Source organism: Nocardia africana NBRC 100379 (genome assembly GCF_001612635.1).
GTDB classification, from domain to species: Bacteria; Actinomycetota; Actinomycetes; order Mycobacteriales; family Mycobacteriaceae; genus Nocardia; species Nocardia africana.
This window is the reverse complement of record NZ_BDAV01000011.1, coordinates 330,792-343,585: the sequence shown is the minus strand read 5'-3', so window position 1 is coordinate 343,585 and position 12,794 is coordinate 330,792. Positions and strand designations below refer to the sequence as shown.

Annotated in this window: 14 protein-coding genes and 2 riboswitches; of the genes, 8 read left to right on the top strand and 6 right to left on the bottom strand. The window is 66.5% G+C overall.

Features of this window, described 5'->3' with window-relative positions:
• Positions 1-27 precede the first annotated feature (27 nt).
• The 6 genes from NA3_RS20635 (at position 28) to NA3_RS20615 (ending at position 7,907) form a co-directional block, all read left to right on the top strand.
• Positions 28-543 carry a DUF3558 family protein gene (locus NA3_RS20635; protein WP_167355016.1) on the top strand — a complete coding sequence of 172 codons (516 nt, stop codon included), beginning with the start codon at positions 28-30 and terminating at the stop codon, positions 541-543.
• Between the two features lie 149 nt (positions 544-692).
• Positions 693-2,015 (top strand): magnesium transporter MgtE N-terminal domain-containing protein, encoded by a 1,323-nt coding sequence (locus NA3_RS20630; RefSeq protein WP_062965229.1) that lies wholly within the window; start codon positions 693-695, stop codon positions 2,013-2,015.
• Positions 2,016-2,113: 98 nt separating this feature from the next.
• A complete protein-coding gene (locus NA3_RS20625) occupies positions 2,114-3,709 on the top strand; it encodes an Nramp family divalent metal transporter (protein WP_062965402.1) in 1,596 nt (531 codons plus the stop codon).
• Positions 3,710-3,944: 235 nt separating this feature from the next.
• A riboswitch (M-box (ykoK) riboswitch) is annotated at positions 3,945-4,116 on the top strand.
• 368 nt (positions 4,117-4,484) lie between these two features.
• Entirely contained in the window at positions 4,485-5,237 is a 753-nt protein-coding gene (locus NA3_RS20620) for a DUF8020 domain-containing protein (RefSeq protein ID WP_062965228.1), read from the top strand.
• A 161-nt stretch (positions 5,238-5,398) separates the two neighbouring features.
• A riboswitch (M-box (ykoK) riboswitch) is annotated at positions 5,399-5,570 on the top strand.
• A gap of 292 nt (positions 5,571-5,862) precedes the next feature.
• Complete coding sequence (locus tag NA3_RS37710) at positions 5,863-6,012, top strand: hypothetical protein (RefSeq protein WP_167355015.1); 150 nt, start codon at positions 5,863-5,865, stop codon at positions 6,010-6,012.
• A 152-nt stretch (positions 6,013-6,164) separates the two neighbouring features.
• Positions 6,165-7,907 carry an NRAMP family divalent metal transporter gene (locus NA3_RS20615; protein ID WP_062965227.1) on the top strand — a complete coding sequence of 581 codons (1,743 nt, stop codon included), beginning with the start codon at positions 6,165-6,167 and terminating at the stop codon, positions 7,905-7,907.
• An 84-nt stretch (positions 7,908-7,991) separates the two neighbouring features.
• Here NA3_RS20615 and NA3_RS20610 read toward each other — a convergent pair whose 3' ends face one another.
• Entirely contained in the window at positions 7,992-8,207 is a 216-nt protein-coding gene (locus tag NA3_RS20610) for a hypothetical protein (RefSeq protein WP_062965226.1), read from the bottom strand.
• A 220-nt stretch (positions 8,208-8,427) separates the two neighbouring features.
• On the opposite strand from NA3_RS20610, the gene NA3_RS20605 reads away from it, so the two are divergent.
• The gene (locus NA3_RS20605; protein WP_062965225.1) at positions 8,428-8,844 is read left to right on the top strand and encodes a hypothetical protein; all 417 of its coding nucleotides are present in this window, start codon (positions 8,428-8,430) and stop codon (positions 8,842-8,844) included.
• A gap of 16 nt (positions 8,845-8,860) precedes the next feature.
• On the opposite strand, the gene NA3_RS20600 is transcribed toward NA3_RS20605, so the two are convergent.
• From NA3_RS20600 to NA3_RS38215, 3 genes are read right to left on the bottom strand one after another with little or no spacing between them, the layout of a single operon-like run.
• Positions 8,861-9,364, bottom strand: a complete 504-nt coding sequence (locus NA3_RS20600; protein WP_062965224.1) for an SRPBCC family protein — start codon at positions 9,362-9,364, stop codon at positions 8,861-8,863.
• Between the two features lie 28 nt (positions 9,365-9,392).
• Positions 9,393-9,767, bottom strand: a complete 375-nt coding sequence (locus NA3_RS38220) for an ArsR/SmtB family transcription factor (protein WP_062965223.1) — start codon at positions 9,765-9,767, stop codon at positions 9,393-9,395.
• Positions 9,764-10,225 (bottom strand): SRPBCC domain-containing protein, encoded by a 462-nt coding sequence (locus NA3_RS38215; RefSeq protein WP_062965222.1) that lies wholly within the window; start codon positions 10,223-10,225, stop codon positions 9,764-9,766. The genes NA3_RS38220 and NA3_RS38215 overlap by 4 nt, the downstream gene beginning before the upstream one ends.
• Before the next feature lie 256 nt (positions 10,226-10,481).
• Between NA3_RS38215 and NA3_RS20585 the strand changes: the two genes are divergently transcribed.
• Positions 10,482-11,093, top strand: a complete 612-nt coding sequence (locus NA3_RS20585; RefSeq protein WP_218021863.1) for a DUF421 domain-containing protein — start codon at positions 10,482-10,484, stop codon at positions 11,091-11,093.
• Between the two features lie 20 nt (positions 11,094-11,113).
• Here the strand turns inward: NA3_RS20585 and NA3_RS20580 are convergent, their stop codons facing one another.
• Together NA3_RS20580 and NA3_RS20575 are read right to left on the bottom strand one after the other, a co-directional pair.
• The gene (locus NA3_RS20580; RefSeq protein WP_062965221.1) at positions 11,114-12,151 is read right to left on the bottom strand and encodes a sugar kinase; all 1,038 of its coding nucleotides are present in this window, start codon (positions 12,149-12,151) and stop codon (positions 11,114-11,116) included.
• On the bottom strand, positions 12,148-12,765 hold the full coding sequence (locus NA3_RS20575) for a bifunctional 4-hydroxy-2-oxoglutarate aldolase/2-dehydro-3-deoxy-phosphogluconate aldolase (RefSeq protein ID WP_218021862.1): 618 nt from the start codon (positions 12,763-12,765) through the stop codon (positions 12,148-12,150). Before NA3_RS20575 ends, NA3_RS20580 begins: the two co-directional genes overlap by 4 nt.
• Positions 12,766-12,794: the final 29 nt, after the last annotated feature.

The following is a 12,794-nucleotide window of genomic DNA, read 5'->3' as shown; positions in this document are numbered from 1 at the left end:
TGCGTTCACGGCGGCATGGTGCGCGATATGCGAAGGATCGGGCCGTTCGTCGCCGTCGCGATTGCCATGATGTGTGTGACGGCCGGATGCTCGAACCACACGCAGCCCGATGCCGCCGTCCGGCCCGCCGGCGATCCCAATTTTCTGGCCGGATGCGGTCCGCTGTCCGATCCCGTCATCGCCGCCACAGTGCGCGTGCCCGCGGTGACACCCGAAGGCGGGTCGACCATATGCGGATGGAGAGCGGCCTATCCCGGCGCCGGCACGGCCGAGCTCACCTACGCGTGGTTGCGCGGCGACACCCTCGCCCGTGACGTCGAAGTGGCCAACCAGCAGGGGTATCGGGTCGAGAAAGTGGTGATCAAACGCTTCGGGGGAATGTACTGGCGCAATCCCCGCGACCCCGGAAGCTGCGCCGTGACCGCGGCCGACACCGGAACCGTGACCTGGTGGGTGAACAACCAGGACCACACCGGCCGGCCCGATCCCTGCGCGGCGGCCATGGACCTGATGCTGGCCACCCTCTCGGTCGACGGTGTCTGAGCGATCGGCATGTCGTCCACGGCGATCCGAGTCGGGTACCGCACCCGTCGTTCAGGTAAATGTCGGCGTCGCGTAGTCGCCGTCGCGGCCCAGCCGGTGCAGAATCCGGATCACATCATCCATGTCGGCCTGTGAGGCGGGAGTTGGACATGAGCGAGAACTTTTCGGCCGGCTCGACGTCAGCGGGCGGCACCCTGCATCTGTCGCAGCTGCTGAAGGCTCCGGTGATCGCGAAGTCCGGCGAGGCGATCGGCCGGGTGGAAGACCTGATCGTCCGGCTTCCCGGCGGCGACGCCTATCCGCCGGTGACCGGCGCGGTGGTCGGGATGGCGGGTCGCAAGGTCTTCGTCTCGTCGGGCAGTATCCGCGACTTCACCGCGGACCGAATCCTGTTGGCGGTCAACAAGGTGGACCTGCGGAGTTTCGAACGACGCGAGGGCGAGGTGCTGCTGCGCGCCGATATCCTCGGCCACCGGTTGATCGACGTCTCGGCGGCGGAATTGGTGCGCGCCTACGACGTCGAACTCGACGACACCGGCTCCGGCTGGGTTCTGGCCCGCCTCGACACCCGCCGCCCGGCCCGGTTGTTCGGCCTGATCAAAACCGGCGCCGGGCATGCGTCCCGGGATTGGAAAGCGTTCGAGCCGTTGATCGGACACCCTGGTTCGATCACCGTGCGCCGTCTCAGTGGCCGGGTGGGGGCGTTGAAACCGGCGCAGATCGCCGACCTGCTCGAAGACGCCACCAAGAACGAGCAGGGCGAAATCCTCGACCGTGTGCACGACAACCCGGAGCTGGAAGCCGACGTCTTCGAAGAACTGGATCCCGACGAAGCCAGTCGCCTGCTGAAAGACATGCCCGACTCCGAGGTCGCCGCGCTGCTGGGCCGCATGCGCGCCGACGACGCCGCCGACGCGGTCACCGACCTCCGTCAATCCCGGCGTCGGCGGGTCCTGGATCTGATGCCCGCCGGGCAGCGCGTCAAGGTGATCACCCTGATGGGATTCAACCCCGACAGTGCCGGCGGCCTGATGACCGTCGACTTCGCCACCTGTGGACCGAATACGACTGCGTCACAAGCGTTGTCGGTGATCGCCGCCGCGCACGGCCTGCAGTCGGAGGCGTTGTTGAAGATCCATGTCCTCTATGAGGAACGGTTGGTGGGAGTGGTATCGGTGATAACCCTGTTGCAGAGCGAACCCGGCCGCGCGGTGTCGGAGCTGATGGATTCCGACCCGGTCCGGGTCACCGCCGACGCCGACCTGACCGATATCGCGCTACTGATGGCCGACTACAACCTGTACGCGCTTCCGGTGATCGACGACAACGACCGCGTGCTGGGTGTGGTCACCGTCGACGACGTCCTGGAAGCCATCATTCCCGACGATTGGCGCCGACGAGAACCCGCGCCCCGCCCGATTCGCGATATCGAACCGGCGACCGACGCCACGAACCACGACGTATCGCTATGACCAATCCGCACGAAACCGATTCCGCCCCAGCACAACCCACGACGCCGCCTCGCCCGGCGCCGCATCCGAGCACACCGCCGGCGCGGCCGCGCTCGGCGGTGTTGGACTCGGCGCACCTCGGCGATATCGAGGGCGCACTCGGTCGTATCCGGCTCACCGACACCGACCACCCCCGCACCTTCCGCACCCGCGCACTGACCCTCCTGGCCATTGTCGGGCCGGGGCTGATCGTGATGGTCGGCGACAACGACGCCGGCGGCGTGGCGACCTACGCCCAGGCCGGGCAGAACTACGGCTACAGCCTGCTCTGGGTGTTGTTGCTGCTGATCCCGGTACTGATCGTGAACCAGGAGATGGTGGTCCGCCTCGGCGCGGTCACCGGCGTCGGGCACGCCCGGTTGATCAACGAGCGCTTCGGCCGCGGCTGGGGCTGGTTCTCCGTCGGCGACCTGTTCGTTCTCAACTTCCTGACCATCGTCACCGAATTCATCGGCGTCACCCTCGCCGCGGACTACATCGGCATCTCCAAATACATCGTCGTGCCGACCGCCGCGATCGCGCTGGTGGCGATCATGGCCAGCGGCAGCTTCCGCCGCTGGGAACGAGCGATGTTCGTCTTCATCGCCATCACCCTGTTGCAGATTCCGATGCTGCTGCTCTCACATCCCGAATGGGGGCGCGCGGCAAGGGATTTCGTCATCCCGGGTGTGCGCGGCGGCATCACCTCCGACGCGGTGCTGCTGATCATCGCCATCGTCGGCACCACCGTGGCGCCCTGGCAGTTGTTCTTCCAGCAATCCAACATCGTCGACAAACGCATCACCCCACGATTCATCGGCTACGAGCGCGCCGACACCACACTCGGCGCCTTCGTCGTCGTCATCGGCGCCGCGGCACTCATGATGACCGCCGACTTCGCCGCCCGCACCACGGGAACCACCGGGCAATTCACCGACGCCGGTGAAATCGCGCACTTGCTCGGCGACGTGAACCGAGCCCTAGGACCGATCTTCGCGATCGTGCTCCTCGACGCCTCCATCATCGGCGCCGCCGCGGTAACCCTCGCCACCAGCTACGCCTTCGGCGACGTATTCGGCATCAAACACTCCCTGCACCGCGGCTTCCGCGACGCCAAACAGTTCTACCTCTCCTACATCGCCATGGTCGCCCTCGCCGCGGCCATCGTGCTGATCCCCGGCGCACCACTCGGGCTCATCACCACCGCGGTCCAAGCACTGGCCGGTCTGCTGCTGCCCAGCGCCAGCGTGTTCCTGCTCCTGCTCTGCAACGACCCGCAAGTCCTGGGCCCCTGGGTCAACCGGACCTGGCTCAACATCGTCGCCGGAATCATCGTCGCCGTCCTGCTCCTCCTGTCCGGCATCCTCATGGCCACCACCCTCTTCCCGGACATCGACGTCGTGGCCACCGCCGGATGGCTCACCGTCGCCCTGGCCGTCCTCGCGATCGTCGCGGTGGCAACGCTGAAGTGGATGCAACGCGGCAAACCCGCCCCGGCTCCGGCGCCCGTGGCCGACCACGCCGACCGCGATCACTGGCGCATGCCGCCCCTGACGCTCCTCGAACCCGTCACCTGGTCGGCGGGCACCAAACTCGGCATGCTCGCCTTACGCGCATACCTCATCGTCGGCGCCGTCCTGCTGCTGATCAAAGCGATCCAACTCGGCGGAGCTTGACCAACTTCGCATTCCTCAGTGGTCATGATCATCAGCGATCCGCGGCGTCCGCCGCGCGGCGCGCGCACCCGATCGTCCGCGACTTCATGCGCGCGAAAATCGGCCGTCTCGCGAAATTCACCGAGGTGAGAACGTGACACTGTCCTCACCCGCGATTCTCTTACATGCCGGCACCAGTGCTCACATCATTCGAATTTGACGTCCGCCGTAATCGGTGTCAAGCTGTGCGGCGTAGAAAGCACCTCGCTAGGCGAGGCTCCTGTACGAACACAGGCCACTGATCCGACGACGTCGAGAGACGCCCAGGGTTAGGACAGATCTTCCCGGATTAAGGGATGATCCGAAGTGGCTTCTCCCGCAAGGGGATACGTCGTACAGTGCCGAAGCTCTGACGAGAGGGGTGTGATCCCGCGATTAGCGGCAGTCTCCCTTCGTGCACAGATGACGGCGCTCCCGTGCGCCCCGGCCGCAAGGAGGTGAGGACGACCATGGCCCCTGGCGATAGTCTGTATCCGAGCCCCCTGTCGTTCGCGCACCTTCGCGGTTCGATTCACATCACACGAATCTGACATTTCCTTCGGCTGTGCCCACAGAGACGTCGGACAGCTAATTCGTGCTGTCATCGATCGCCTTCGGGAAATGCGTTCGACGCTCCGACGACATTCGCCGAATTCATCAACTTCAGGCATGGCCGCCGAAAAACTCCGGTCGTGCCGATTTGCGCTGCCCGCAATATCGAAAACCAATTTCGTACCGTCCGTTTGCGAAGGAATCAATGATGAGGAAGACCACCACCTACAGCCTGGCCGCCATGCTGATCTCCGGCGTGATTTGCGTGAACATGCCCGACTCGGCGGCCGCACCGCCTCAGCCGGTTACGCCGCCTCTCTCGCAGGGCGGCACTCCGCAGACCGCGATTCACTGGACCGCGAAACGGGTCGGTGAATCGGTTTCCGTCACAACCGATCTCGGTTCGCTGACCACCCGCGACGGCGAGCTCCAGGTGCTCGACTCGCAGGGCACCATCGTCGCGGGCCTCCCCCTGGCCTATCAATTCGATGGCAAGCAGTTCCCGATCGCCGCGGAGGTAAACGGCAACACTGCGACGCTTACTCCGAACACCACCCCGGCCGCCGGCACCCCGCTGGCCATGCCTGCGGCACTGCCGCCAGGATTGCTCGAGCACGTCGACGCGCAGTCGGATTTCGACAACAACGTGTCACGCGCGGCCAATCAGTTCGGGTTGGCGACCGGGGCTGGAGCGCTGATCGGGACAATTGTCGGTGGCGCGGGCGGCTGCGTCGCCGGCGCCGTCGTCGGCGCCGCACTGATGACCCCTATCTTCGTGCCCGGATGGGTCGGCAGCTGCATCGCCGGTGCGGCGGCCGGGGTCGCCCTGGGCGCCGCCGCCGGCACGGTGCTGCTGGGAGTGCCGGTGGGTATCGCCTCGGCGATCCAATTCTTCCAGCTGCAGACCACTCCCAAACCGGGGCCGGAGCAGAACTCCGCTGCTGCGGCGGGCAATTGACATCGGCACGAACCGCATGCCCGGCAGCGGAACAGACTCGAACGGCGCGGGAAAAGACATCCCGCGTTGCGAACCCCCTCTGCGGCAGCAACTTTCGACCCACGATATGGCGTGCATCACCCCGTTTGACAGGTGGTCCCCGGCAATGCACAATTGCTCGGTCAGCACCTCGCTAGGCGAGGCTCCTGTACGAACACAGGCCACTGATCCGACGACGTCGAGAGACGCCCAGGGTTAGGACAGATCTTCCCGGATTAAGGGATGATCCGAAGTGGCTTCTCCCGCAAGGGGATACGTCGTACAGTGCCGAAGCTCTGACGAGAGGGGTGCCCATCGGTCGCTCTCGCGACGATGCAACCCCGGCTGTTTTTCAGAAGTTGTGACGTGCGCGTGCGTCCTGGCAGCAAGGAGGTGAGGGACGAGATGCCATCCGGAGATAGTCCGTATCCGAGTTCGGTTCGAACCGCCGTTTCGTTCCCAGCTTGCTGCGGCGCCGTCGTCGCCTGAGTCCACCGCACCCGATCGCATCGGGCACGGCGATCTGCCGTGCCCGAGCGGCCTGTGCGTGGCTGCTGTGTGCCGATACCGCTGTGGCTCGCCGGCTCTCATCTGCAAGGAGACAGTCATGAGCTTCACCGCTTTCCTCACCGATTCCGCCCGCCGGGTCCGTGCCCGCTACCACCTCACCCCCGAGGAGCGGCACAACCTTCGTCTCGCCCACATGCCTCCCGCCGTGGTCACCGCATCCCTGGGCGCGCACTCCCACCACCGGTAGCAGAAAGTCGGCGGAATACGAAACCCGTTCCGCCGCAAGGTATCAGCCGGGCGCACCGGCGACCTATCGCTGCTGCGCCCGCTCACCGATTCGTTCCAACCACCTGCGCTCGACAGCGTCTTGCGTCCACGATTTCGAAACGAGGAACGGCGATGGCCTTCTTCCCCGGCGGCTCGGCCCGCCGCACCACTACTGTCTCCACCGGCCCGGCGGCCGGCACCGCGGTGGCCGACAGCGCGCATGTCGGTGACATCGTCGGCGCCCTCGGCCGGATCGGCCAGCACGACACCGCCGAAGGACGCACCCGCGGACAACGCTTCAAGATGTTGCTGGCCATCCTCGGGCCCGGCCTGATCGTCATGGTCGGCGACAACGACGCCGGCGGCGTGGCCACCTACGCCCAAGCCGGGCAGAACTACGGCATGGCACTGGTATGGACGCTGGCCCTGCTGATCCCGGTCCTGTACGTCAATCAGGAGATGGTCGTCCGCCTCGGCGCGGTCGCCGGCGTCGGCCACGCCCGCCTCATCTTCTCCCGATTCGGCAAGTTCTGGGGCGCCTTCAGCGTGGGTGACCTGTTCATCGTGAACGCCTTGACCATCGTCACCGAATTCATCGGCGTCACACTGGCTTTGAAGTACTTCGGCATACCACGTGCGGTCTCGGTGCCACTGGCGGCTGTGCTGCTGTTCGCCGTGGTCGCGGGTGGATCGTTCCGGCGCTGGGAACGGTTCCTGTTCGCGCTCATCGCGATCAACATCGTGATGTTCCCTCTGGCATTCATGGTGCACCCGAGCGTGTCGACCACCGCCGCCGGTATCGTTCCGTCGTTCCCCGGCGGGCTCAACTCCACGCTGCTGCTGTTGATCGTGGCCATCGTCGGCACCACCGTCGCCCCCTGGCAACTGTTCTTCCAGCAGTCCAACATCGTCGACAAGCGCATCACCCCGCGCTGGATCCGCTACGAACGCATCGACCTGTGGGTCGGCATCGTCGTCGTCATGTCCGGAGCCATCGCGATCATGGCCGCAGCGGCGTTCGGCCTCGCTCCCGAAGCGGTCGGCGCCTTCACCGACGCCGGCGCGGTCGCCCAGGGCCTGCACGACCATGTCGGTCAGGCCGCCGGTGCCCTGTTCGCGATCCTGCTGCTCGACGCCTCGCTGGTCGGCGCCAACGCCGTCGGCCTGGCCACCACTTACGCTCTCGGCGACACCCTGGGCAAGCGGCACTCGCTGCACTGGAAGATCAGCCAAGCTCCCCTGTTCTACGCCGGCTACGCGCTCCTGCTGGGAATTGCCGCGGCGGTGTCGTTCAGCCCCGACCACGTACTGGGGCTCCTGACCCAGGGCGTACAGGCATTGGCGGGTGTGCTGCTGCCGTCGGCCACCGTGTTCCTGGTGTTGCTGTGCAACGACAAGGCGATCCTCGGCCCGTGGGTCAACACCACCCGCCAGAATATTGTCGCCGCCGTCATCGTCTGGTCGTTGGTGTTGCTGTCGCTGGCCCTCACCGCGGCGACGTTCTTCCCCGACATCTCCACCGTTACTTTGGAAATCGGCTTCGGCGTCGGCGCGCTCGTCGGTGTGCTCGGAGGCATCGCGATCGCGCTCGGCAAACGCCGGACCGATCGCGCCGCCGCCGAACGCACCGCCGCCGAACTCGGCGGTCTGGACCCCGACCAGATCGAAGAACTCGACGACACTCCCCTCAGCCGCGCCGAACGCAAACAGATCCGCGACAACGACCGCGACACCTGGCGCACCCCCGCCCTCGATACCCTTCCGCGACCGGCGTTCTCACCGCTGCGCACCGCCGGGATGATCGCACTGCGGGGCTACCTGCTCATCGCTGTGGCCCTCGTCGGGGTCAAGATCGTCCAGCAAATTACGGGCTGATCGACCAGCCGGGGTGGTGAGCGTTTTCCACGCTCACCACCCCGGCCACCATCGACTCGCCCGGACGAATGCTGAACCCTGGCGTCACGAACGCCTGTGCGCGCGGTGCCGGGAATGCTGAGCGACCCGACCACGCAGAATCATCCAGCCGATCGCCGCGAGCGTCGCCACCACTATCACCAGGACCACCGCGGTTCCGATCCACACCTGCATCGGCGTGTACGCCGGAACATGCTCCGGCGCCGACACGACCGGCACAGCCCACCGGGCACCGAACCCCTCCGCGAGATACCGCGCCATCCTCACCACCGGGCCTTCCACGCTCGGACAGCACATGCCAACCGGTCAGCGAACGCCGCTTTCGCGGCCACCTCCGCCACCATCCAAGCAAGCCTCGTCACCGGCGGCGATAAGGATTGCGCAAAGGTTTCTGCCCGCGGCCGTGGATTCCCGTCAACGGGCCGCCACGTTGTACGGCGCGTGCATTGCCCAACCGCGCCGAAGCGACCATCCTCATGGCATGGAAACAGCGATCGTGATCGTCATCGTTGTCGCTCTCGTCGCGCTCCTCGCGGTCATGATCGTCCGATCCGAATCGCGGCGTCTGCGCGAACTGCGCGGTTACGCCCCCTTGGATCACACCGTGTGGAACGCCCATAACGGCGACAACCGCAGCACCGACCGCGCCGGCACCTGGAGCACCGGGCAATGGGTGGCATTGTCGATGCTGGCCAACCAGCCCCACCATCACCATCACCGTCACCATGACCCGGATGACGGGCAGTCGCCGGGCTCGGGAATCCTCGGCGACGACAGCACCTACGGGGACAACCCGAGGAACATCGGCGACGGCGGTTGGGACGGTCACCGAGGTAGCGACCTGTTCGGTGACACAGATGGTCCCAACGGCGGCGAGACTCCGAACGGCCCCTTCTGACGGTCACCGAGCGGCGTCACGCCCGTTCCCGAATGCGGCGGGCGTTGTCCGCGCTGCTGCCGCGCGGCATGCCGCGGCCGTCCTCGGCATACCGGCGCAAGCTTTCGAGAAAGTGATCCCAGCCGCGCGTGCACTGGTCGATACATTCCAGCTCTGCGGTCAGCCCCTCATGACGGAACCGGAGTTCGGATGCGTCACGACCGACCGCGGCAATGGTGAACGTCGGCCGCGTGTCCACCCAGTCGGGCAGAAAGCCGCAGGAGGTGACGGTCCATTGCACCGACGACGGCCGCGTCGCCTGATCGACATGCATCACGCAGGGCTCTGGAGAATCGAAGGAGAAGCGGAGCTCACCACCGGTGTCACCGGATCCGGTGACATCCGTCCACCAGGCCGCCAGGCCCGCGACCGTAGTGAGCGCGTCGAACAGGGTGTCCGGATGTGCCTGGACACGGATCGTTTTCTCATAATCTCCAGTGGCCTCCGCATGCGGCCCGGGAGATTGCTCGGTACGTGTCATGGATCGACTCCTTTCATCCCGGACCGTTTCACCGATCCGATTGCGCCTCAACGGTTTTCGATTCGGCTTTCGACCGCAGCGTGTGCACCGATTCGGCGATCGCCTTGATGCGGCGCAGGCGTGCGTCCCATGCCGCGCCAACCGACGCCAATTGCTCGACAGCGCGGGAGAACTGCGCTTCGTCGACGATGTAGCGCACCTCGCGGCCGTCCTTGTGGGGCATGACCAATTCGGCGCGTTCCAGGACACCCAGATGCTTTGCGACCGCCTGTCGCGTCACCGGCAGCGCGGCACTCAGGCTCGTCGCCGTGCCGGGGCCGCCGGCGAGCAGCAGGTCCAGCAGGCGGCGTCGGGTCGGGTCCCCGATGGCCGCCCACAGCTCATCGTCGATCTCCGGCGTCACGACCGCACCAGACCCGCCGCGTACGCCGCCAGGTTCGAGACGTGCAGGTTCCAGCCGGCACGGTGGCGGCGGTAATACGCCTCGAGCTGCGCTGCCTCCCAGCCGATCTCCCGGAAGCCGGCCTCGGTCAATCGCAACAGCGTCCCACCATCGCTGGGCACCAGCTCGACAGTCACAAGGAACGAGTTCCGGGGCGTCGCAGGTTGATTCTCCGGATGGCCCCAACGGAAGACGAATCGCCGCGGCGCGTCCGCTGCGACGACATGAATCCGCACCACGAGCGTGCCGGTCCCGTCTCGCGGCTGCCTGACCATCCGCCCGTTGCCGCCCGGTACCGCCGGGAACGACGCGTCGAAGCCCCACCATTGCGCGATGTGTTCAGGCTTTGTCACGACCTCGTAGACCACCTCGGGGGCAGCGTCGATATGAATCTCGCGCTCGATGGTGCCGTACTCCACAACCCTCTCCTCTCAATTCGCAACCATTGGTTGCACTTTAGTCGGCACCAACGAAACACGCAACCTTTGGTTGCTCCTGCGCTCTCTCCGCAACGTCGGCGCTTGCTTACACCGGCAGTCCGCGCCGGTGCGCTTTCCGGATGAGTTTCGCGACTTGTTCGCGCGCCCGCGCAGCCGTATCAGGAGCGAATCGTCCCGGCGACAACGGGTAGGAAACACCATGACCGATGTGTGAGTGAAGGGAAGACCTCCGGCGATGATCTGGCACGACCTGTGGAACATTCAAATCCCGCCCCTCGAGAAGTTGTTGCGCACCGTTTTGGTCTACGGCGGGCTCGCGGTGCTGCTGCGGTTGGGCGGCAAACGTGATCTGGCCCAGTTCAACAGCTTCGACCTGGTGGTCATGCTGCTACTGGCCAACGTCGTCCAGAACGCGGTCATCGGCAACGACAACAGCTTGTCCGGCGGCTTGCTCGGCGCGGCCATCCTCATCGGTCTCAACGCGATCGTCGTGCGCGCGGTCAACATCCATCCGCTACTCGTCCGTCTGTTCGAAGGCCGGCCTACCACCCTTGTCCGCAACGGCCGAGCCATCCCGAAAGCACTCACCCGCCTGGGCCTGCGTCGCGCCGATGTCGCCGCCGCCTGTCGCCGACAAGGTGCCGACGACATCGGTGAAATCTCGGACGCCACCCTCTTTCCCGGCGGCGCACTCGTGGTCACCCTCGACAAGGCCCACCGCGACGCCACCATCACCGACCTGCGCAACGAACACGACCGGTTGCTCGCCCAAATCCGCACCGAACTCGCGACGCTACGCCGTCATCCCCACAGTCCCGAAGAGCCACATTCCCACCGCTACGAATGATCCGCAGTCCGACGACCCGGTCAGCGTCTGACGTGGGCTGATCCGTCCGCGATGAGGGACTCGACCTCGGCGAGGGAGGCCATGGACGCATCCCCCGGTGTGGTCATGACGAGGGCTCCGTGAGCCGTGCCGTAGGCAAGAGCGCGCTCGACCGAGACACCGGCGAGCAGACCGTAGATCAGGCCGGCGGCGAAGGCATCGCCGGAGCCGACGCGGTCCAGGACATGCAGTCCATCCATTCGGGGGCCGGTCACGAAACCGGTGTCGGCGGACCAAGCAGCCGAGGACCAGTCGTTGACATCGGCGGAGGAGACCTCGCGCAATGTGGTTGCCACGACCGATGCGTGGGGGATTCGGGACGCCGCCTCCATCAGTGCGTCCGCCACCTCATCGGCACCGACACGCACATCACCCGGGTACGTACCGGCCAAGGCGAGGGCACCCACGACGACGTCGGCATGCCGGGCCAGACGCAGATCGACCTCGCGGGCCCGGCCCGGGCCACCCCTGTCCGCCCAGATGCTCGGGCGGTAGTTGGGGTCGTAGGAGACGGTGAGGCCATGGCGGCGGGCGGCCACCATGGCCTCCTCGGCCACGTCGACAGTGGTTTCGGACAGACCGGCGAAGATACCGCCGGTGTGGAACCACCGCGGGCCGGCGCCGAATACCGTGTCCCAGTCGAAATCACCCGGGCGCAGCCGGCAGACCGCGGTGTGCGCGCGATCGCTGACACCGAGCGCACCACGGATGCCGTAGCCACGCTCGACGAAGTTCAGCCCGTTGCGAGCGGTGCGGCCGATGCCATCGTCCGGGACCCAGCGGATCAGCGAGGTGTCGACTCCCCCTTGGAGTATCAGATCCTCGACCAGTCTGCCGACGGGGTTGTCGGCCAAAGCGGTGGCGACGGCGGTTCGCAATCCGAAGCAGCGGCGCAGGCCTCGCACGACGTTGTACTCACCGCCGCCCTCCCAGACCTGGAAGGTGCGGGCGGTGCGGATGCGGCCCTCGCCCGGGTCGAAGCGCAACATCACCTCGCCCAGGGCCACCACGTCGGTCACGGCGCGCTCCGATCGACGGCCTCGGCAGTCAGCCTACGGATTTCCGCGTAGTCGCCCCGCTCCAGAAGCGTTGCGGTCGCCATCCAGCTGCCGCCGACGGCAACGACCGCCGGATCGGCGAGATACGACGCCAGGTGGGAGTCCTGAATTCCGCCGGTCGGAATGAAACCGGCCTGCGGGAACGGCGCCGCGAGCGCCCTGAGCGTCCGCAATCCACCCAGTGGTTCGGCGGGAAAGAGCTTGACCGTGTGGCAGCCGGCACGCAAGGCACGCATCAGCTCGGTGGCGGTGGCTATGCCCGGCACCACAGGTACCTCGAGCTCCCGGCACCTGGCCACGACTTCCTCGGCGTAGCCGGGTGAGACGACGAAGCGGGCCCCGGCGGCCACGGCGCGGTCCACCTGCTCCCGGGTGAGCACTGTGCCCGCGCCGACCGTCAGGGAGCCATGCGCCGCCATCGTCTCGAGTACCTGCTCCGCGCCCAGGGTGCGGAAGGTGACTTCCGCGCAGCGGGCACCGCCCGCCGCGAGGGCCGCGGCCAAGCGGTGGGCCGTGGCCGGGTCGGGCACGGTCAGCACCGGCAGGATCCGGGAACCCTGCAACACGGAGTCCATGGGACTCGTCATCGACCGAGCCGTCCGCC